Here is a 20321-nt window from a genome sequence, read left to right as displayed (position 1 = left end):
TTTTGTTTTGGCCCACCCGGTATCCTGGCATATAGGGCATTTATACACAGATCTACCCCTTGAACCTTGAGAAGTCGTATGGACTTGAGTTCTTACCTGAGTCAGTATCCTGTTTAGAACTTCCACGCTTCCCACCTCCATTCTTCTTGAAATTTTCACGCTTCTGGAGTCCCCTTATAACTGTTGCACAGTAGCAAAAGGAGTTTATTTTTTCATCCCCAGAATCAGGCTTGAAGTTATCAAAAGCATAATCTATACCCTTAAGAACTGTGTCAAGGGACGGTACCTCTTCACAGATCTCCTGGGCTGCTTCTCTTTCTCTGTTTCTCAAATTTGTATCTGCCCTGCCTGATTTTTGGCAGAAATATTTCAGCACTATAAACCAATTCTCTTTTTCTTTATTTTCTTTTTCAACAACAACAATATTATTGTTTAGTTTAGTTTTGTTTAGTTTATGTCCCTCGGGAACTGGCTCACAAGGCTGCTTCCCAGACACATCTGGTTCATGATCTGGTTCACCATCTGGTACTCGATCTGGTTCACCATCTGGCTCACATTCTGGTTCAATATTTGCACCAGTTTTATTTTTTTGTATATCTGGTTCATCATCTGGTCTAATATTTGCACCAGTTTGAATACCAGTTTGTTGTTTTTCTGCTAAACTCACTAAACAATATCTACCTGAATTCTTTTTTCTTGGTATGGATTTATATAAAAGCAATCCACTTTGTACAAGAGTGTTTCTATGAGTATTAAGTGTGTTTTTTGAAATTTGTAAATCTGCCATTAATCTGAAATTATCTATGGTAATCCATGGTTCCCAATTACTTGAGTTATGGTAATCTATAATCACGTACCATAGGGCCTGAGTAATTGCCGGAATAGGATTGGTCCTCAAATAATTCCTAAAGGCATTGATTTCTTTTATATAGTTCATGTGAGCACCTCTTGGGAGTTTTAAATGAGACTGCCAGATCGGTACTAACATGCCTGATTTAAAACTTCTTCATTTCTTGTCTGGTTAAATTGGAATTTTAGCAGTCTGCTAGATCGGTACCGGCAGCCCTGCTTTGTAACTTTAAATTTTAAAATAAATCTATTTCCAACTCTTTATCTGCAATATAAGTAGGCTTTCCTGTAAGCCTCTCTATCTCTGTTTTAAATCCTTCTTCATCACTATTGCTATCACTAAGATGTAAAAGCACAATGTCTCTAACCTGACTTAAATCAGTAACCTTTAAAAATTCTTTCACATTCTCCATGCTGAAATGAGATTTCAAAAGCCTGTTCCTAAGTACAGGATGTATTAATCCTCTTTCAAAGTTTTCATTTACAATATCCATACTGTAGTTGCACTCAATCATAATGTGATTAAGTCCTGTAAAGTTATACTGGCAGTAGTAACTATCTGTAATGAAGAGCAGCTTGCCCATATCACTATGTTGTATAAGGAACCCTAAAGGCTCTATTGCATCATGTTCAGTTTCGAATGGAAGTACAGTAAAATCCCCTATAGAAACCTGATTTTCAGATTCAATTACTTGTGCTCTATAATCCCCAGCATCTACTGCCTTCAATGTTCCACTGCTGCTGTAAACATCTATTCCGTTACTGATAAACTCCTTTATGGCCTTACTATGATCCTTATGCTCATGTGTTACCAGGCACCCTACAACATTCATCAAATTAAAATCTAGTCCTTTTAAAATAGTCTTATAGGGCAATCCACATTCAAGTATCAAAGTCTCATCTCTATTCTGGAGCAGATAGCAGTTTCCACTGCTACCACTCCCTAAAACTGTAAGTTTCATCAAAATCCTGGTCCTTCTATTTCAGTCTGTTCTGCTGAACTTGGAGTTTGCTTTTCTTCCACCTTCTCAGGCTCCACATCAATTACATTCTGCTTATCCGTTTTCTCCTCAGAAACCTTTATATCTATGGACTTTTTATTTGCCTTATCCTTTATTTCTTCCTTAACTTCATATTCAACATTACCTACCATACTTTCTTCATCATAGGTCTTATCCGTATTGTTAAAAGCTTCAATCAAAAGGTCACTGTCGTCAGAAGTATTTGCATACATCTTGCAAGCTCTGTTTATCACCGATTTCTTTGCCATTTCATCAGTAAAATTATTATGGGCTGTAGATTTTCCACTTTTATAGGCAATACCCTGTCCCCATGCTTTTCTAATCTGGTCGATATTCATTACCTCTGCATGGATGGGACCATTCTCTCCTATTACTACTGCAAAGGCACCTTTGATTTTATTTGTATCTATATTTTCAAACTTAGGATTGAATTTACTGATTTTTAAAGTTGCTGTATCTAAATCATAGGTCTGCTCAAATTCATCACCTTCATATATACAGTAGGCTTTAATGTCCTTAACACCTTTCAACCTTTTGGTTACTGCTACTGTTCCCATGTAACTTCTCATAAGCTGCAGTTGATTTCCATAAACTACGAAATAGCATTGTTTCTTTGCGGGAGTTAAACCCTGCAGACACATATCGTATAATGAACCTATAATTGAATTTTTAGTACATACTTCCAATGCAGGTTTATGATCCTTATTCTGTACTTCTTGAAGTTGCAACCATGCACTGTTTAGGGCATTAGCAACTGAATAATTAGGTGGAAACACTATATCATTATTTTTTCTAAGCTCCCCTATTTTTTCCGTTATCTGATTTAGGGCATCTTCTTTGGCTAGTGTTATTGCAGTACTTTTACTTTCCATTTCCATCACCTTCCTTTAACTTAACTTGCCAGCTGTTTTTCCTCCGCAAGTTCGCCATTTTCAATCCTTAAAGATTTATCTTTACTGCTTACAACTAAATTTACTACCTGGCTTTCCACATCTATAAGCTTTGTGGTGCTTTCCCTGTTATCTATAAATATTGGTGCATTAATTCCGTAGTGCTGAGACAGAGTATTTATAATATCTATTCCAGCATTAATCCTTGCACCTGAATTTAAGTTTGTTGAGAACGGTACACCATCTACAAGAGGTTCGCATCCCTCTTCAATTCCTCCATTAACTAAAGTCTTAAAGAATCTAAACTTAATATATTTGAATTTAGAATTAATACTTGTTTCCATAAGTTCAACCTTGGTTTTTATAAATTCGTTGCACAGGAGCTCTTGTTTCTCTAAATTAGCAATCTGCTGGCTTAGTTCTTTTTCTTTGTTTAACAGTTCTTCAATCCTAGCATTTGTCTTATCATTGATTTCCCTGTATCCCAGCTTGTAGTTGACCTCCTCAAGTTCTTTTTCTATACTGTCTTTTCTCTCCTTGAGCTCTCTTATCTGGGAATTTGAATCTACTGGTTTTGAAAGTTCCGTTTCAAGTTCTTCCACATGTTTTAATATTCCCTGGTATTCCTTGTTACTATCAAGGTCTATATTTATTTCAAAATTGTCCATTTCAGATTGAAGCTTATCTTTTTCATTATTGAGTTTTTCTAGAGAATCCTTGGCATTTTTCAGGGCAGCATCATTCTTCAATACTCTCTCTTTATACTTTTCAAGTTCATTAGATTTTTCTAAGCCTTGGGCTTTTATACTTTTCAAGATTTTGGACTTATTCTGTTTAAAGTTACCCTCCATCTCTTGCCTGTGACTTTCAATGTCTTCCTCGTCAAAAGGACGGTGGCAGGTAGGACATATACGTGCATCCTCTGGAAGTTCAAAAACTTTTGCATCTTCCTCATACCATTTGTCTCTTAAATTCTTAACTTCTACTTCTAAGTTCTTGGCTATTTTAAGGTTGTTGTTTTTCTCCATTTCAAGAGATTTAATATCAAACTTGATTTCAGCTATTTCTCCATTTAAACTGGTTATGTCCTGGGCTATTTTATCTCTTCCACTTTCGGCCTTTTCAACTTCTTCATGTTCAATATCCTTAAGTTTGGATTTAAGTCCATAAAGTTTGTCTTTTTTCATAAATAGTTCATCATCAAGTTTTGTCTTATCAAGGAGCTGCTCCTCCACACTCTTCATTCCTGCAACTATTCCACGCTTTCTGAACTCCAGGGCTTCAAAGTCAACATCTTCTTCTTTTATACTTTTTCTAAGTTCGTCAACTCTAGGAGGTATTGACTCCTTGTCCTTTATAAGCTTTTTTCTTGATGCATTTATGCTTTTTTTAAGTTCATCTATATCCTTGTTTACAAGAAGTTCTTCCAACGGTTTTAATTCTTCCTTTGAATCAATAACATTCTGGTCTGTAATTTCCCCTATCATTCCCATAAGTATATTTTTTCTTTCCTGCCATGTCATTTTAGTTGAGAAATGCATTGGGTTGGTTAGCAGCTTAAATATATCCTCCTGGATGATTTCATTTATTTTCTTCTTATACTCATTCTCTTTCTTAGGTACATCATCAATGTAATAAGAAGTAGTTGCACCCTTACACTCTGATTCGGTTTTTCCTTTTGGTTTAACCCATTTTTCTTTCAGAAGCTTCCTTAAAACTGTGTTCACACCATTTATCTCAAGTACTGCTTCAACTTCGGTATGAATCATAGGGTCCACTTTATTGTTCTCATCAAGTGGCTGTACATAAAATTTACTTATATTTTGGCTGTCCTTATTAAACAGCAGCCATGTAAAGGCATCAAATATTGTAGTCTTTCCTGTGGCATTGTCACCGTAGATGTTGCTTATGTTTGAAAAATCTATTGTTAAGTCCTTGATACCTTTGAAATTCTTAAGAGTCAGTTTTTCTAAAACTATTGTTTTACTCATGTTCTACCTCCTAATCACAATAAGTCCTATTACAATGTGGACAACCTGTTATAAGTTCTTTACCGGCCTTTTCAGTGGATATCCCTGTTTTAAAATCAGCCTTTTCTAAATCAACTCTTATCTTTCTTCCTAATTCATCACGCTTCCATCCGATCTGTTCGTAGATATTTTGATTACAGCACCAGCACACTCCTGACTTTGGTGCAAAGTGCGGATAGTTTTTCTTTTCACATAATTTTGCTTGAGCATTTATAGATTGATTAATATCAAACTTTGCCATCTTAATTCCTCCCATATTTGATTTTTCCCCCATTCTGCGATAGAATGGGGATAATGAAGTTTTAATTTTGTGCCCTTTGGCGAGGGCTTTTTTTACGCATATTTAAGAAATTCTTTTACTTCCTCAACTGTCAGTGCATCAATATCTTTAAAAGTCTCTCCAGATACCGGATCATAAAGTTCTCCGTTGTTATCCAGTTTGCACTCTCTAAGCTTCTTTACTGTAAGTGCATCCATGTTATTCACCCCCTAACTCTTCTGCTTGCACACATCCTCCTGACACTTAACCTTTTCCACGCAAATTTCCGCAAGTTGAATACCTTCCCTTAAAAGCTCTCTAAGCTTCTTGTTTTCTCTCTGCAGCTTAACAAATTCCTTATCTCTCATCTATTGGCCTCCCTTCAAGCACTAATAAGCACCTTTAAACTTCTTTTAGCAATGGTAAACATCTGCTGTAAGCTTGTCTTTTTACCGAACTTGATTCGGTTTTCTCTTATGTCGTCTGTAGTGATTTGCATTATTTCTTTGAGTTCCTGGTCTGTCACTTTGATGCCGGCGTTATGGAACAATTGTTTTATCACGCTTCCACCTTCTTTCCTATTTATGTTTTACTAATATGCCATCCCTTATTAACCTTTCTATCTTCCCATTTATAGCTTGAGCAGACTTGTTTATATATTCTTTTATGACATCACTTTTATAACCATTGTTATACATATCAGTTACAATACTTATTTCTTCACTTCTCCAGCTGCGGGACAAGTCCCTGATAGGCCACATGTTTAGACCTAAATCGTTGATTCTCCTTTTAATGCCTGCTTCTGTCCTAAGGATCTGCATTGACAGCTCTCTATAACTGTATCTGAAGATTCCAAGTAAACTTTCAAGCTGCGAATCTTCCTTTTTGGTCCATGGGGTAACCTTGTATTTAGAAAAAGCAATATCCGCCCTTCTCTGCCCTTTTACCCAATCTGGCTCAAGTCCCAATTCATTTTCTTTAAATTTGCTAAAATCAATATGCATTCTGTATTCTCTGGCCCACTTCCAAAAATCTTCCAAATAAACTACTCTAAAACTACTATTCAAAACTTTTTTATTTTTAACAGGGAACCCTTTCCTTATCCAGTTACGCAATGTATAACCAGTACCTTTTTCTCTTCCTATAGCCTTAAAAAGTTGATTGACTGTTATATACTCACCATTATCCAAAAATGCTCCAAGCTGCAAACGTGTTTTCTTATTCAATATTGAAGATATACTTCTGTTTAAATCATTAGCCATAGCATTAATGGACTTAATTCCCCAATTATTTTCTAGATACTCAACTTCACTTATGGAAAAATTACTATTCCTTCCCATGGCTTCTTCTCTCCCTCTCCATATCTAATACCACTCACAATTCTTAGTAATGTGCAGCCAGCTAACATCAACCAAAGTCACCTTCAAATACCCCTTCATTTTTTGCACTTTTACCGGTTTATGCTTCTCTGGATACTCCCATGCATCATAAAACTTTTTACAGAATCTTGTGAACAGGTCCTTGTCTGCATCATTCAGCTTGTTAAATCCTTTTACTTCAGTAGCATCAAACATCTTCTTTACCTCCTCAACTGCCTTCAATCCATTTTTCCTAGCCCATAAATCCAAGTTCTTTTGAGCTTCTTCTCTGGATGAAGCCATTGGCATCATTGGGGATTTTACACGGTGAAGTCCTCCTGCTTTACTCTTTCTAAATGAACCATATTCTTTCATTCCTAAGCCCTGGCTAACAAATACTTCCTTGCCCTTTTTATCTATATACTTCACTTATTCCTACTCCTCTCTATATCCTTTGCCATTTTCACCTCTAAGGATAAGTTCCATACGATACCTTTCTACATCTAGCCCTCCAATTGGAACCATACCATTGTTATAGGTCCAGATAGCGTTTTTTAAATCATCAACAGATAATTTACTTAAATCCATTTATACTCCCCTCCTTCTCCTCCTACATGGTCGTTCCATATTCTTCAATTCCTCTGAATATTCATCTAGGGGTAGACTCCCTAAATTATCAGTATAGTAATCAATGTTTTCATGCGGGTAACATAGTTCCTGAATAATGCTTTGAGTCAATTCCCTGCGTGTTACCTGTGCTCCTGCAAATACATCCATTTTAATTTTTACTGAGTTGGTCATTTTGTTACCCCTCCTCTATATCTACAATGTAACGCTTTTGCCTGAATTTCTCCCATTCTGTCATATCTAGCCTGTCCAAACTGACGCCAAACAACCTTTTAAGTCTTATAAGGAATGTTTCTATAGGAGGTATTAAATCTGCTATCTGCTCCATATGTTCATATAGTTCTTCTATCTCATCTTTACTCAAAGACTTTTTATTCATTGTTAAGCTTGATATTTCTCCAAAAGCTTTTACAGCTTCAGGAATTTCTTCTCTAATCATTTTTAAAATCATACAGTGGATGTTATCATCAATTCCATTCATCATAGGTATATTTATAATCCCTATCTTTTTCTGTGCCTTATAGGCCATCTTTAATTCTTCAAATTCGCTAAACTTAGATAAGTTTACAATTACATCCTCTGGCATATTTCTGTCACCTAGTGCATATCTAACCACTGCTGATTCGCTTACTCCTGCCATTTTGGCAACTTGCTTGCACGTGAGTTTGTGTTCCTTCTGTATGTGTTTTAATGTTTTAGAAATCATTGTTGTACCCATTGTCATCCTCACCCCCTTTCAAGCTGACACCCTAAAATTTAAAATATTAGTAGCAAAAACTTTGAAAATTTCATAGCATATATTAGGAACGTGTTTGTCCATATTCGGCTATGCGATAAAGTGTTTTGCATTTTTCTCTTTAGTTAATTACTTTTTATAACTTCAAAGACTTTTACTATAAGTTCGCTAACTTTTTTAATCTCTCTGGAGGCATATTAACAATAATTTTTGCTAATACCCTGTGTAACCTAATATCAAATTCTTCTTTATGTTCATCACTTGGGTAACTCACAGTAACAGATTTAACTTTATTTTTCAGTTTAATCGCCTCCTAGTTTATGGTATGAACGCTATTGTATGAAGGTTACTGATTGCTTTATATTAAGTTTTGAAAAGATATGATCTAGTTTTTATAGCTTTTTGAAGTGAAGCATAAAGCTATGAAGTGATTTTCATTGCCACTTGGCAATAAAAACTATAAAAAAATTTCATCATGTTTTAAAGATATATTACTGCTAAGTAGTTTAGATATAAATTTTACACCTGGTTTTCTTGTGCCTTTGAATATCCTATAAACAGTAGTATAGTTAACGCCAATAATTTCAGCCAATTCACTTTTTGAAATATTGTTTTCTTTCATATATTGCCTTAGCTTATCTAAATTAATTAAGTTATCCATATATAATCACTTCCCTTTGCCATCTGGCAATATTACCTTATGGCAATATAATATAATATTGTTTGCCAGTTGTCAATACATTTTTCTGTTTTTGATATCTTATTATTTGCCTACAGGCAATATATATAATAAAATAGAAATAAGGAGGTTGTTTTTATGAGTATAAATGACCAAAATTCAGCTTCAAGTATGAATGTAAATATCGGTGAGTATATAAAAGAGATTCGCGAAGAAAAAGATTTATCCATAAATCAACTTGCCTTATATTCAAATGTTAGTGCTGCTCACATTTCAAGAATTGAGCGAGGCCTGAGAGCCCCTTCGCCAGATATATTAAAAAAAATTTCATCTGCTCTTAAAGTTTCATATGAATTACTTATGACTTTAGCTGGATATATAGAAGGGAAAAATATAAACACGCAATTAAAAGAAAATATGATTAATGTTGAAATTAATGAAAATTTACCTGATAAAACAAACGATGTGGACAATATTTTAGGAAAAAGAATAAAATTACTGCGAACCGAAAACGGGTTGACTCAAGAGGAATTTGGGAAACCTTACAACTTAAAAAAATCAACAATATCTCAATATGAATCTGGTTTTAGTAAACCAGATGATGAACTAAAAAAAAGAATCGTCAGTGATTTTAATGTATCTTTAGACTGGCTAATGGGACTTACAGATATTCGTAATCCTTACAGTAATAACATTAATACTTCTAGTCCTAAAAGTTTAGGAAAAATCATTTCCGAATACAGACAAAAAAACAATTTATCTTTACAGGATTTTGCCACTAAAGCTGACTTAGAATGTGAGTATGTTGATAACCTTGAAAAAGAAAAGGTTTCAAGATCTCCATCACTCGGAGATGTATGTAAAATTGCTCAATCAATGAACACTCCTGAAATGGATCTATTAGAACAAATAGGATACGTTAAACCCAATCCTGAAAGTGATAAAATATTAAAAAAATGTAATGAACTTTTGGAAGAATACATAAAAAGCCATAAAGATGATGATGAAAATAACCTCAGATCCAAGGGTTTATATACTACCCTCTTAATAAAGAAATTATTTGAAGATGGGCTTATTAATGATGATGGGGAAATAGATGATTCTTACATAGAATTAATAAAGGCATCTTTAAAAACAGATAGCAAACTTTTAAATAAGATTTCAGATCAATAAAGGAGCCTTTATGGCTCCTTTAATCTTATAAACTATACAACATCCATATTTTTTAGTTATTCATGCCGTTTTAATACACCTTTTCAGAAGAAGTTTTGTCAAATAAAACCTTTGATTTAATGATGAAAATTAAAGATATAATAGCAACTACTAAAACTACACCCTCTATCAAAAATATACTTTTGATCTTTCCTGCTTGATACAAAGCAGCAGGAAAATCAACTATAGCATGGATTATTATAGCATATAAAAGATATATTTTTTTCCCTTTTTTAATTCCATATAACACCACAAGAGATAGTGCTATATGTAATGGCAGTACCAGCATTCTTTCTATACCTATAAACCCAAACATATAAGATGGAGTGTTCTCTAAGCTATTTTTTATTGATGTTAACATACTAACAGGAAGCTTGGCACTAAGAACTTTTTCAAAAGTACCAGAGTTTATTAAATTTGAATATACTATATTCTGTATACCTGCAACTCCACCTATTAATATAGCCTCTATTCCACCATGTCCTATACCATAGGCGATTCCATCTTTCCATTCTCTTTGGCCTTTAAGCAAAAACTTAAAACCAATATATCTACCCACTTCTTCAAATATCCCTGCTGCAAGTCCTCCATAAATCATAAATAGCCATGGATTCTTTAATAATGCTATGGTATGAGGGTTTTTTGTTAGTACAAAATAATGTAATGCTTTTTCTAAAATCTGAGAAAATATTATAAATATTAATACTCCTATAAATACACATTTTATTGATATTTTATACTTTTTATAAAAGTAAGCTACTAACCCTAAAGGTAACCCAACTGAAATAATTAGAGATATAATTAAGAACATAATTGATGTATTACTTACCATAAAACTCCTCCTTTCATATATAGAGATCTACTAATATTAATAAATTATACTCTATTTTTTATATTTTATTTCGTGTGAAATTTGTATTATGAGTTTCTCTTTAATCCTTATATAAGGATTAATAATAAAAATTGGAATATTATAATGTAACAACCTCTTAATATAAAGTCTTTTGTTAATCGAAATACAATTTAGTAACTTTCTACATTGGTATTTTCCACCACGACTTAGCTTTAGAATACTCTATTTTCTCTGTCTTTGAATCATAGTACCGAGCTCCTTTATCTAATTTAACATTCGAAGATATAATCTCATAATATTTCCCTGTACGTGAAATACTAATTAAATCATTTATTAAATTCCTGTAAATACTTTTAAACCCTTTCTTTGGAATAATATCTCTAAGAAAAGCCAAAGGCTTAATATCTACATTAATATTAGGGACCTTAGGAAGATTAGTTGCTAAAGTTGTCATATTATATACAGATATTATTTGTGTTAATGGTACACCTTGGTTAGTTGTAACTCCATATCTTGAGCATAACATATTAATTTCATTTTTAATCTCTAAGTTTAATTTATTTGCTTCTTTGACAAATTTACTATAATTTTGTTCTTCTAATAGACACTCCAATTCAATTAACTTCTGCCTTGCTTGAACAAATTCTTTATTACTACGAATACTATATGCTTCTTCAATAAAATTACAAGGATTCTTAGTTTTTTGAGCTAACCACACTGTAAATAGTGGTAGAGGTTGTTGCAAAACAAAAGGTTGAGTTGTCTCCGTTATCTTAGTAAAAGTTTCAACGGCTTTTCCATTCATAGCGTTTATGATATTTTTGAATACATCTTCCTTACCTTTATTAATTTTAGATAATAGACTAATTTGAAATTGATTTCTTATAGGGTGCAATATTAATTCTAAATTCATTTCTTTTGCTAAAAGTGTATATAAACTTGTCCTAAATGCAAGCCAATTTAAAGCTGCGAAGAACACTTCAACTTGCCTAGATAATTCGGTATCTTGTTCTTTTCCATCACGATCTATAACTTTATATGAAGAGTTTATTTCTCTTCCGTGTGAATCATATAATTTTATCTTACCATTCGTATTATTTTTTTTAGTAATTTTTTTTTCTGACAGCTCCATAAATATCATATTTGATAATTTGCTATACTTCTCAACATCAATCCCTCCTATTTCTTCTAACATCTTCTCGGTCAAGAAATAAACACTTGATCTTATATCCCAAGTAAACGTAACATTCATTTTTAGCAAATCAAAGAAAGGCTTGAAATCTTTATCTGAAAATTTTCCTCCTTCTACACATGGAACAATTTCTTCTGTTATTTGTTTTGCAGTTTTTAATAAAGATGAATATCCTACTTCACTTGGACTGAAGTTCATCATATTATCAAAAAATTTTTCTCTAGAATCTCGATAAGTTTCTTTGTAATCATCAAGATATATCAACTTATCATAAAATAAAATTGCTTGAATATAATTTTCTAAAGCAATAATATCTCCGTCAATAGTATGTTTATTTTTTATTGGAATTTCTCCAAGAATTCTTTGTACCGCGGTTAAGGTTGAATTATCAATTAGAGCATACCTCAAAAAATCATCTCCTCATGTTTATACTTAAATTTTAAATAACTATTACATTTTGATTTTCTATTTTCATAATTACTTATAATAATATCTTATTTTATTTATATATTACTATATTTTATCTAAATATGTTGAATTATCCATAGAATTTATATAAAAATAAAGCCTGCTAGAAAAGTTCTTAACAGACTTAGAAATTATTTATATATATGTTATAATATTTACCAAGAGAATAAAAATGTTTTTAGTTGGCCACCTCCCAGAATTTATCTCTTACAAAAGAGGTCGTTGCGGTTAATTTGACAGCAGAGGAGGTGGCAGTGTGGGTGGATATATTGTTATTGCAGCTATGGTATGCGTTACTATAATCGGCATAGTAGGTATTTTTGCTATGCTTGCATACTTAAAAGAAAAAGCTATTCTTAAATATAAGAACAGCTCTAAAGTTGGCGATAATGAAATTTCAATTACCGTTGATGATAACAAAGATAAAAACTCAAAAAACTAAAAATGCACCCATTCCAGTAAGTGCATTTTTAATGAACTAAAAACATATAACGTTGAAACCGCAACGGCTTCTTTTAAACATATTATACCACAATTATATTAAATTTAAACTTATTTAAATTTATTTTTATAAATTATAGCATTTCTATAGATGAGGTGTATTTTTATGATAGCAGCTATATACTCAAGAAAATCAAAATTCACCGGTAAAGGTGATAGCATAGAGAATCAAATACAAATGTGCCAGGAATATTGTACTAGACTTTACGGTGAAACTATGGAATTTATAATATATGAAGATGAAGGATTTAGTGGCGGAAATACAAACAGACCTAAATTTCAGGAATTGATAAAAGATGCGTCAAATAAGAAATTTGACGTCCTAATATGCTATAGATTGGATAGAATTTCTCGTAATGTTGCTGATTTTTCATCTACTTTAGAATTATTGCAAAATTACAATGTAAGTTTTATAAGTATAAAAGAGCAGTTTGATACAAGTACCCCAATGGGAAAGGCCATGATATACATTGCCAGTGTCTTTGCACAGCTAGAAAGAGAAACTATTGCAGAACGTGTAAGAGATAATATGTTGGAGCTTGCCAAAAGTGGTCGTTGGTTAGGCGGACAAACTCCATTAGGGTTTAAATCAGAGGAAATAATCTATTTTGACCAAGATTTTAAAGAGCGAAAAATGCACAAGTTAACTCCTGTCTCTGATGAAATGAAAACCGTAAGACTAATATATGATAAATATTTAGAATTAAAATCTTTAAGCCAAGTTGTTAAGTACCTGAATCAAAACTTTATTAAAACCAAAACCGGTAAGGATGTTTGGAATAAGAGTGGTATTCAAGACATCCTTGTTAATCCGGTTTATGTCAAAGCCGACAAAAATGTTATTCTATATTTAAGCGATCTAGGGATGACTGTAGTGGGAAATCCAGGTGGTAAGCATGGTATTCTAACTTATAATAAGAAACGTGGTAAAGCCATATATAGAGATGTAGAAGAATGGATTGCAGCTATAGCTAAACATGAAGGTGTAATAAATGCCAAAGACTGGTTAATGGTTCAAAAATTATTACACGAAAACAAAGAAAAGGCTCCAAGATTGGGAAAAACCCATAATGCTCTACTTACAGGAATTTTAAAATGTGCTAAATGCGGCAGCAATATGAAAGTTATACATGGTAGAAATAAATCCGGAAAAGTATTTTATTATAAGTGTACGCTAAAAAACTCCAGTGGAAATACTAGATGTGACAATGCTAATGTTAGAACTGACGATATAGAAAAAATTCTAAAAGAAAAGCTAAAAGAATATTCACTTAATAAAGGTTTACTTAGAAAAGAAGTAGAAGAATACAAAAAGGAGCTCCTTAGTACTAAATCCTATGAATTTAAAAATATAGATAATATAAAAAAAGATATAGATAATAAAAAGAAACAAATTGAAAATCTTGTAAACCAAATGTCACTTAGCCCTGTTGCTGCTAAATATATTATTCCACAAATTGAAAACCTTAATAGAGAAATAGAAGATCATCAGAAGAAGTTAATTGACGTTGAGACTTCTACCAATTTAATTTCCCAGGCAGACCTAAGTCTAGAAATGATATTTAAATGTTTAGATAAAATGCAGATAATAGATGAACTAGAAGACGAAGAAGTAAAACTTATATATAATGTAATGCTAGATAGTGTTTTGTGGGATGGAGATACCGGGAACCTCACAATAAAGTTCTGGGGAGATAAAAAAAAATTACTTCTTTAGAGGTACAGTACCCTTCATTGCACTTTGGTACAGCGAGCAGAAGCCATTTGTACCAAAGTGCAATCGTTACTCAACAAGTTTACATCAACTTGTATGAAGAATTATATAAACATCTTTGTGAGGAAACAGTTGGCAACCGTATAGAAAAAAGTAGATTAATTAAAAACTTATCACAATATCAATTAGGAAAATTGATAGGTGTCAGTCATTCAACTATACAAGATTATGAATCTGGAATGTGCTTTCCCTCCCCTGCTATTCTAGTAAAAATATCTAAAGTTATAAAGAGATCCATAGAATACTATTATGATGATTACTATAAATTTATATTTTCCAACTATAGCCACATGATAAAAAATTGGAGAATCAAACACAATTTATCATATTGGCACGCCGGAAAGTTAACAGGAATCGATTATAGAGCATTTAAAAATTGGGAAAACGGTACTACTGTTATTAATAGGGTTTACTATGAAAAACTAAAACCTTATTTAAATATTTAATTCCTAGAAGCAACCCTTTAAATTAAAGGGGTTGCTTCTAATGCAGATGACTTAATACTATCCACTGATGTATTGATTTTATCAATACATTCATCTAATTCAACTAGTTCTATTTTCTTAAGATCCTCCATTTCCATTATTTCTAAAATAACTTTTTCTAATTTCAAATCTATACCCCCTATGTCCCACATAATACCATTTGATAGAACATCCGTTCTGATTCACTACTACCATATTACCACAAAATTGTTAACATATCCACTTTTCTTAAAGTTTCACTCACCATGTAAAGCCCCCTCCTTTGTTACTCAATTTAAACGGTGCACCTTTTATTGCTTTATATAATAACACAAATAATATTCCTAGGAGGAATATCATTCACCAATTAGTTACATTTTCCAACATTTGATTATTTATAGTTTGAGAATATTGTCGTATAATGTAGAATCGAGGTGGTTTATTTGTTTAGAGCAATAAGAAATAAATTAGGCATTACACAGAAACAAATGGCTGAAAGACTTGGTATAAGCCAAAGTTATTTAAGTAAGCTAGAAAATACTTCCCTTTATAAAATGAATTATATAAGTATTCCCTTTATCAAAAAAACATGTAATGAATTTACAATGTGTCCAATAATGTTGTTTCTTTATTTTTACGAAGGACAATTTTATTGTCCTTTTTATTCAAAAAAGAAAAAATAACTTGAATAAAAGAGTAAATTATAGATCTTCCTATAAACTGTAAATTGTATAACAAAATTTAGGAGGATAACAAAATATGTTTGGGGATAGGCTAAAAGAATTAAGAGAAGAGAAGGAGCTAACCCAGGATGAATTAGGAAGAATGTTAGGTGTTTCAAGGCAATCTATTTCCAGCTACGAATCACAAGATATTGAACCTAGTATAAACAACTTGGTTAAACTAGCAGACATATTTAATGTAAGTTTAGATTATTTACTCTGCAGGACAAAAGAAAAATATAATTTGAACTTGAAAGACATTGAAGATAGAGACTTTATAGTAGATCTTGCAATGATAATTAAAAAACATTATAAAAAAACAAAGTAAGTTATAGTAGTTAATTTACTTTGTTTTCTTACTTTGTACCTTTTATTTATCTTACACGTATGAACTTTTTAAAACTAGTAAACAATTTACTATCTAATTTTGTTCGCTTCCCGTTATGCCCTTTTGAAACACTTGACATACGTAATCTTTAGTAAAGTAAGTCCGCAGAAACTCAAGATTTCTACGGGCTTTTAATCATACAAATATAACCTGAAACAGCAAAGTACTTATTTGCAGTAATTGATAGTATTTGTAGGTTTGGGGGACTCAAAGGCATTTCCACTAGCGTATCCTATCAGAACACCGCAGATGGGTTTGAAACCTTCAGGAATACCGATTTTTTCCCCTAATTCAGGATTCGCCTTTATTCCGAACAGCGGAGAAACCACATAGCAGGAACCAAGCCCAAGTTCGGTTGCGGCAATAGTGGCATTGGCCGCAGCGCAAGAGGCATTAGCGTCACTATAGGGTTCACCTTTTTTAGCTGAAAAAAGAAGCAGAACTGGCGTACCGTATAACGGCTGATACCCTTCAAGAGAAGCCGTGCTAACCAAAAAGTCATTGCCTGAGTTTTTCAAGGCGATTAAGGTTTGGTCATTGAGAGCTTTGAGGATATTTTGATTCTCTATAACAGATAGATGTAAAATTCCCGCTTTGGGGGCATTGTTGGCCGCGGAGATCAATTGCTGGATCTTTTCTTCCTCAACGGGATTTTGCGCATAGCTCCTCTGGCTTTTTCTTGCTTTAATTGCTTCTAATGTGTTCATCACAAATCATCCTTTCCTTTTTGATTTGACTTTTGACTTTATTGTACTTCCATGATAATATTAAATCAAGTACGGAAAATATTATTACTAAGTAATAAAAATATAAGTAAAGGAGATAATGTATGGAGGAATGTCCTGTAAAGTATGCCTTGAGTATCTTAAACGGAAAATGGAAAATACAAATTACATGGGAATTAAACCAGCAGGAAGTTATTCGATTTAACGAACTGCAAAGAAGGCTAAAGGGGATCTCTAGTTTTATGCTATCCAAAAATCTTCAAGAGCTGGAAAAACAAAAGATTATTGTTAGAAAGCAGTATAATGAGGTTCCGCCCCGCGTGGAATATTCTTTGACCGAATTAGGGAAGGCCATCTATCCGGCGTTGGATATGGTTGGCATTTGGGGTACCAGGGCATATAATGAAATACATAATGAAACATAACTTTAGTTTATCTCACAGTTTCAAAGGAACCACAAAGACATGTACTAACGCTGAGAATCTAATTTGAATGTAAAACTCCAATATCATCCGCCTCCTGTTCGGAGTTTCCCGGATAGACATTTTTTATATATTGTACCTCTGCCCTTCAGACAACAGAAATAAAAAAACGTTGATTTGACGGCAGGATAATTATAAAATGTTTAAAGTTGGTTATAATAATTAATGTCATAAGAATACTTTAAAGTCACTCATTATTGTTCTAATTGGTGAAAGCCCTGGGGTTGGTCCTGGGGCTTTTAAACATCTACATAGTTAAAGATCTTAATAAAACAGTTCATCTACTCTATTGTTGATTTTATTTGTAAATAAATTAATAGCATTCTTTTGATTTATAATAATTTTTCTTTCGTTTTCTAACCCATCTACTATTCTATTCTGTATATTCAAATCCGGAACAGGTATTTCTATATCTTTTACTACGCTCAAATTCAATTCAATTTTTCCACTCGATCCCGATGCCATATGTTCGATTTTATCAAATCCATAAAAAATACTTAAGGCATACATTAAATATTTTGGATTAATTTTATCTTTATCAGGTCTCAATATGGTTATATGACCATCGACTAAACAATCCCCATCCAATTCAAAATATGTAACCCTCCCTGCGGTTCCAACGCCTGTAGAATTTAATAATACATCTCCCTTTTTTAGAAGCCTGTGATCAATTTTAAAATCATCTGAAACATAATACTTCTTATTAAAATCAAAATCAAAAAAACCCCGGGCTTGTCCCGATTTAATAAGTTGAATATTAGACTCTCCATATTTAGGAGTTTTACCTCTTTGTATTAATATACATAAATCTTTTAACTTAATTTTATTATATTTATCAATATTAGCATAAGGCTTATAGCTATCCATAATACGTTTTGCATTTATGATAATATTTTGATAACTATCCAGTTCACATACTATTTTTTGTTGCTTATCAAGAGAATATAACGGTATTACTAATTTACTAATTTGTTCCTTAGTAATACCTTTAAATGTGCTACCAGAAGAAATTTCATTTAAATGAGATTCAAGACCCAACATAATATAATACAAAAACTTATAATTAATATTATTATATGCTCGTAAAGCCATTAATCCTCTGCCAATACATATATCATGCATACAAATATTGATTTTTCCTACCGGAGCACGAACTGACAATAAAATATCATTAGGTACTGCTTTTTTTATTACTTGTGTTGTCCATTTGATAGGTGGATTTATATACATATACCCAAAATTAGAATTTCCTTGGTAAAATGGCATTCCCTCATTATTTTGATTATAATATTTACCTTCAGGAGACTGCCCTGCAATTATTTCTACAATATCCTTCAACATAACATTGTAATAACTATGTCTTTGAATATTTGTATCTTTATACCTATTTCCAACTAGTATATACGAATTCTTTTTAATTCTTTCTAAAGATATTATATCAAATCCAACATTAATCATCTCTTCTTTTTGATCAATATCAAGCTTTCTATATTCCTCATATCTTTTTAAATCATTATCCCCCTCAATTTTGCGACGATGATTATCTAAAGTATAACCATCATTTTTGACTTCAAAATACCAATAACTACTACGCTTTTTTACATGTTTTTTATTTACTTTAGTGGCATATAAAATATTAGTTTTAACTCCTGTATAAGGCAAAAATACACCTTGTGGAAGCGATATAATACTTTGAAGTTCACAATTGTTAAGCATATATTCTCTAGTTTTAGCCAAATCTTTTCTGAATAAAAATCCTTCGGGAACAACAATTACCATTCTTCCGTCATTAGCAGTTTTATTTATTGATTTCATACAGTGCTGAACGCAAATACTATCACCATTATTAGATTTTACATCATACAAATCAGCATAATCAGTTTTTTGGGAGTATGGCATATTAGTGAGTACCACATCATACCTTCCATCAACTGGATTAGCTAAACTATCTTCCATTTTAATATTACTATGCCCATCTCCAGCCAAAATCATATTCATTTTTGTTATTCTTGCTGTATTGGTAATTTCATTACCGTAAATTGTTTTCTCGGTCAATATCTTTTTAGTAGTGTCATTTCTAGGCATTGTATTCCAAATATGTCTAAAACTTTCTATCAATAACCCTCCTGTACCACAGAATGGATCATAAACTTTTTCCCCTATTTTAGGATTAGCTAGCCTAACCATAGTCTTAACAATATGTCTCGGAGTAAAATACTCTCCAAGATCGTTTCCAGACGCAGTCGATTCCTTTAAAAAATATTCAAAAGCATCCCCTTTAACATCTGAATTAATATCTGTTAAAGTAAGAGGATCAATTTTATCGATTATTTGGGATAACGTTTTAGGGTTCCTTATAGCAAGCTTATCGAATATATTATCTCCACCATATAATTTATTGATTTTAGGATATACCATATTATTTATATAATCTATCCTGTCAGTAGTACTCAATTCTCTAATATATTTCCATCTAAAACTTGCTTCAAGAATAGCTTCCTCTCCTTCTAGTTCCTTATTTTCCTCATTTTCACTTATTAATTTCAAAAAGAGAATGTTAGCAAATTCACCAAACCTTTCTATTCCTGCTCTAAGTCCCTCTCCCCTTAACATATTATTAGCATCATTAAATATTTTAATTAATTCTTGTCTTGAATATTGTACCTTTGGTGAAATCGTATTAACTTCATAAGTATTTAAATATTGTATTGCTAATAATTCTCTTAAAAATTCATCTACTTCTTCGCCATTTAGCAGCAACGATTTATCAAATTTTGTATGATATGACTTACAAAACAATCCATCAGTAGCAAAAACAATAGGAGCACCTAATAGTTTGGCATATCCTACTCCTTGTTCCAAGGCTCTATCAACTCTTTCGCCTTTTCTCTTTGCCTCTATAACCATTATGGGTTTATCTCTTCGTTGCGAATAAAGTACATAATCAGGCCGTTTCCCTTTTAACTTTTTTCTTTCGGTTTCACTTCTGGGTTGTTCTAAAAATACATTTTTATCTTTTCCTTCTAAATTCCATCCGAGATTTTCCAACCATTTATCTATGTGTATTCTTGTGTCTGCCTCCATTGACAT

Annotated in this window: 26 protein-coding genes; 7 read left to right on the top strand and 19 right to left on the bottom strand. The window is 32.3% G+C overall.

Annotated elements, in window-relative coordinates; translation table 11 throughout:
* Positions 1–52: 52 nt before the first annotated feature.
* The 14 genes from BS101_RS21950 to BS101_RS21900 form a co-directional block, all read right to left on the bottom strand.
* Positions 53–937: a hypothetical protein gene (locus tag BS101_RS21950; RefSeq protein ID WP_073541529.1), complete on the bottom strand. Its 885-nt coding sequence runs from the start codon at positions 935–937 to the stop codon at positions 53–55.
* 148 nt (positions 938–1085) lie between these two features.
* Entirely contained in the window at positions 1086–1811 is a 726-nt protein-coding gene (locus tag BS101_RS21945) for an MBL fold metallo-hydrolase (RefSeq protein WP_083585846.1), read from the bottom strand.
* Entirely contained in the window at positions 1811–2743 is a 933-nt protein-coding gene (locus tag BS101_RS21940) for a recombinase RecT (protein ID WP_073541517.1), read from the bottom strand. Before BS101_RS21940 ends, BS101_RS21945 begins: the two co-directional genes overlap by 1 nt.
* Positions 2744–2763: 20 nt before the next feature.
* The gene (locus BS101_RS21935; RefSeq protein WP_073541515.1) at positions 2764–4752 is read right to left on the bottom strand and encodes an ATP-binding protein; all 1989 of its coding nucleotides are present in this window, start codon (positions 4750–4752) and stop codon (positions 2764–2766) included.
* Positions 4753–4762: 10 nt separating this feature from the next.
* Positions 4763–5032, bottom strand: a complete 270-nt coding sequence (locus tag BS101_RS21930; RefSeq protein ID WP_156876151.1) for a hypothetical protein — start codon at positions 5030–5032, stop codon at positions 4763–4765.
* 92 nt (positions 5033–5124) lie between these two features.
* Positions 5125–5268 carry a hypothetical protein gene (locus tag BS101_RS23605; protein WP_198039638.1) on the bottom strand — a complete coding sequence of 48 codons (144 nt, stop codon included), beginning with the start codon at positions 5266–5268 and terminating at the stop codon, positions 5125–5127.
* Between the two features lie 12 nt (positions 5269–5280).
* Positions 5281–5418: a hypothetical protein gene (locus tag BS101_RS23110; protein ID WP_156876150.1), complete on the bottom strand. Its 138-nt coding sequence runs from the start codon at positions 5416–5418 to the stop codon at positions 5281–5283.
* 14 nt (positions 5419–5432) lie between these two features.
* Complete coding sequence (locus tag BS101_RS23600) at positions 5433–5600, bottom strand: hypothetical protein (protein ID WP_242951504.1); 168 nt, start codon at positions 5598–5600, stop codon at positions 5433–5435.
* A gap of 28 nt (positions 5601–5628) precedes the next feature.
* Entirely contained in the window at positions 5629–6390 is a 762-nt protein-coding gene (locus BS101_RS21920) for a hypothetical protein (protein WP_073541509.1), read from the bottom strand.
* Positions 6391–6414: 24 nt separating this feature from the next.
* Entirely contained in the window at positions 6415–6837 is a 423-nt protein-coding gene (locus tag BS101_RS21915) for a hypothetical protein (protein ID WP_073541507.1), read from the bottom strand.
* A 6-nt stretch (positions 6838–6843) separates the two neighbouring features.
* Positions 6844–6996, bottom strand: a complete 153-nt coding sequence (locus BS101_RS23105; RefSeq protein ID WP_012102339.1) for a hypothetical protein — start codon at positions 6994–6996, stop codon at positions 6844–6846.
* Positions 6997–7209 carry a hypothetical protein gene (locus BS101_RS21910; RefSeq protein WP_073541505.1) on the bottom strand — a complete coding sequence of 71 codons (213 nt, stop codon included), beginning with the start codon at positions 7207–7209 and terminating at the stop codon, positions 6997–6999.
* Positions 7210–7213: 4 nt separating this feature from the next.
* Positions 7214–7753, bottom strand: a complete 540-nt coding sequence (locus tag BS101_RS21905) for a hypothetical protein (RefSeq protein WP_156876149.1) — start codon at positions 7751–7753, stop codon at positions 7214–7216.
* 475 nt (positions 7754–8228) lie between these two features.
* The gene (locus tag BS101_RS21900; protein ID WP_073541501.1) at positions 8229–8432 is read right to left on the bottom strand and encodes a helix-turn-helix domain-containing protein; all 204 of its coding nucleotides are present in this window, start codon (positions 8430–8432) and stop codon (positions 8229–8231) included.
* Positions 8433–8588: 156 nt separating this feature from the next.
* Between BS101_RS21900 and BS101_RS24120 the strand changes: the two genes are divergently transcribed.
* Entirely contained in the window at positions 8589–9623 is a 1035-nt protein-coding gene (locus tag BS101_RS24120) for a helix-turn-helix domain-containing protein (protein WP_083585844.1), read from the top strand.
* 70 nt (positions 9624–9693) lie between these two features.
* On the opposite strand, the gene BS101_RS21885 is transcribed toward BS101_RS24120, so the two are convergent.
* Entirely contained in the window at positions 9694–10494 is an 801-nt protein-coding gene (locus tag BS101_RS21885; RefSeq protein ID WP_073541499.1) for a YhfC family intramembrane metalloprotease, read from the bottom strand.
* A gap of 202 nt (positions 10495–10696) precedes the next feature.
* Positions 10697–12115: a hypothetical protein gene (locus tag BS101_RS21880; RefSeq protein ID WP_073541497.1), complete on the bottom strand. Its 1419-nt coding sequence runs from the start codon at positions 12113–12115 to the stop codon at positions 10697–10699.
* Between the two features lie 316 nt (positions 12116–12431).
* On the opposite strand from BS101_RS21880, the gene BS101_RS21875 reads away from it, so the two are divergent.
* The 3 genes from BS101_RS21875 (at position 12432) to BS101_RS21865 (ending at position 14896) form a co-directional block, all read left to right on the top strand.
* Complete coding sequence (locus BS101_RS21875; protein WP_012102358.1) at positions 12432–12617, top strand: hypothetical protein; 186 nt, start codon at positions 12432–12434, stop codon at positions 12615–12617.
* Positions 12618–12782: 165 nt separating this feature from the next.
* On the top strand, positions 12783–14393 hold the full coding sequence (locus BS101_RS21870) for a recombinase family protein (RefSeq protein WP_073541495.1): 1611 nt from the start codon (positions 12783–12785) through the stop codon (positions 14391–14393).
* 89 nt (positions 14394–14482) lie between these two features.
* Positions 14483–14896 (top strand): helix-turn-helix domain-containing protein, encoded by a 414-nt coding sequence (locus BS101_RS21865; RefSeq protein WP_198039637.1) that lies wholly within the window; start codon positions 14483–14485, stop codon positions 14894–14896.
* Positions 14897–14913: 17 nt separating this feature from the next.
* Here BS101_RS21865 and BS101_RS23090 read toward each other — a convergent pair whose 3' ends face one another.
* Positions 14914–15087: a hypothetical protein gene (locus BS101_RS23090; RefSeq protein WP_198039636.1), complete on the bottom strand. Its 174-nt coding sequence runs from the start codon at positions 15085–15087 to the stop codon at positions 14914–14916.
* A gap of 270 nt (positions 15088–15357) precedes the next feature.
* Here BS101_RS23090 and BS101_RS21860 point away from each other — a divergent pair, with 270 nt between their 5' ends.
* Positions 15358–15597, top strand: a complete 240-nt coding sequence (locus BS101_RS21860) for a helix-turn-helix domain-containing protein (protein ID WP_073541493.1) — start codon at positions 15358–15360, stop codon at positions 15595–15597.
* A gap of 76 nt (positions 15598–15673) precedes the next feature.
* Positions 15674–15964, top strand: a complete 291-nt coding sequence (locus tag BS101_RS21855; RefSeq protein WP_073541491.1) for a helix-turn-helix domain-containing protein — start codon at positions 15674–15676, stop codon at positions 15962–15964.
* Positions 15965–16191: 227 nt separating this feature from the next.
* Here the strand turns inward: BS101_RS21855 and BS101_RS21850 are convergent, their stop codons facing one another.
* Positions 16192–16731, bottom strand: a complete 540-nt coding sequence (locus BS101_RS21850; RefSeq protein ID WP_073541489.1) for a nitroreductase family protein — start codon at positions 16729–16731, stop codon at positions 16192–16194.
* Positions 16732–16853: 122 nt separating this feature from the next.
* Here BS101_RS21850 and BS101_RS21845 point away from each other — a divergent pair, with 122 nt between their 5' ends.
* Entirely contained in the window at positions 16854–17174 is a 321-nt protein-coding gene (locus tag BS101_RS21845) for a winged helix-turn-helix transcriptional regulator (RefSeq protein WP_073541487.1), read from the top strand.
* 321 nt (positions 17175–17495) lie between these two features.
* Here BS101_RS21845 and BS101_RS23595 read toward each other — a convergent pair whose 3' ends face one another.
* A complete protein-coding gene (locus tag BS101_RS23595) occupies positions 17496–20321 on the bottom strand; it encodes an N-6 DNA methylase (RefSeq protein ID WP_073541485.1) in 2826 nt (941 codons plus the stop codon).

The organism is Clostridium kluyveri (assembly GCF_001902295.1).
GTDB lineage: Bacteria > Bacillota > Clostridia > Clostridiales > Clostridiaceae > Clostridium_B > Clostridium_B kluyveri_B.
The sequence above is the reverse complement of the archived record's forward strand: the minus strand, read 5'-3'. Positions and strand labels throughout refer to the sequence as shown.

Coding starts and splice junctions, on each gene's coding strand:
- BS101_RS21900 (WP_073541501.1), bottom strand. CDS start 8,432: ATGGATAACTTAATTAATTTAGATAAGCTAAGGCAATATATGAAAGAA.
- BS101_RS21910 (WP_073541505.1), bottom strand. CDS start 7,209: ATGACCAACTCAGTAAAAATTAAAATGGATGTATTTGCAGGAGCACAG.
- BS101_RS24120 (WP_083585844.1), top strand. CDS start 8,589: ATGAGTATAAATGACCAAAATTCAGCTTCAAGTATGAATGTAAATATC.
- BS101_RS21940 (WP_073541517.1), bottom strand. CDS start 2,743: ATGGAAAGTAAAAGTACTGCAATAACACTAGCCAAAGAAGATGCCCTA.
- BS101_RS21920 (WP_073541509.1), bottom strand. CDS start 6,390: ATGGGAAGGAATAGTAATTTTTCCATAAGTGAAGTTGAGTATCTAGAA.
- BS101_RS21850 (WP_073541489.1), bottom strand. CDS start 16,731: ATGAACACATTAGAAGCAATTAAAGCAAGAAAAAGCCAGAGGAGCTAT.
- BS101_RS23105 (WP_012102339.1), bottom strand. CDS start 6,996: ATGGATTTAAGTAAATTATCTGTTGATGATTTAAAAAACGCTATCTGG.
- BS101_RS23595 (WP_073541485.1), bottom strand. CDS start 20,321: ATGTCAATGGAGGCAGACACAAGAATACACATAGATAAATGGTTGGAA.
- BS101_RS23110 (WP_156876150.1), bottom strand. CDS start 5,418: ATGAGAGATAAGGAATTTGTTAAGCTGCAGAGAGAAAACAAGAAGCTT.
- BS101_RS21930 (WP_156876151.1), bottom strand. CDS start 5,032: ATGGCAAAGTTTGATATTAATCAATCTATAAATGCTCAAGCAAAATTA.
- BS101_RS21870 (WP_073541495.1), top strand. CDS start 12,783: ATGATAGCAGCTATATACTCAAGAAAATCAAAATTCACCGGTAAAGGT.
- BS101_RS21950 (WP_073541529.1), bottom strand. CDS start 937: ATGAACTATATAAAAGAAATCAATGCCTTTAGGAATTATTTGAGGACC.
- BS101_RS21905 (WP_156876149.1), bottom strand. CDS start 7,753: ATGGGTACAACAATGATTTCTAAAACATTAAAACACATACAGAAGGAA.
- BS101_RS23605 (WP_198039638.1), bottom strand. CDS start 5,268: ATGGATGCACTTACAGTAAAGAAGCTTAGAGAGTGCAAACTGGATAAC.
- BS101_RS21855 (WP_073541491.1), top strand. CDS start 15,674: ATGTTTGGGGATAGGCTAAAAGAATTAAGAGAAGAGAAGGAGCTAACC.
- BS101_RS21945 (WP_083585846.1), bottom strand. CDS start 1,811: ATGAAACTTACAGTTTTAGGGAGTGGTAGCAGTGGAAACTGCTATCTG.
- BS101_RS21885 (WP_073541499.1), bottom strand. CDS start 10,494: ATGGTAAGTAATACATCAATTATGTTCTTAATTATATCTCTAATTATT.
- BS101_RS23090 (WP_198039636.1), bottom strand. CDS start 15,087: ATGTGGGACATAGGGGGTATAGATTTGAAATTAGAAAAAGTTATTTTA.
- BS101_RS21935 (WP_073541515.1), bottom strand. CDS start 4,752: ATGAGTAAAACAATAGTTTTAGAAAAACTGACTCTTAAGAATTTCAAA.
- BS101_RS21845 (WP_073541487.1), top strand. CDS start 16,854: ATGGAGGAATGTCCTGTAAAGTATGCCTTGAGTATCTTAAACGGAAAA.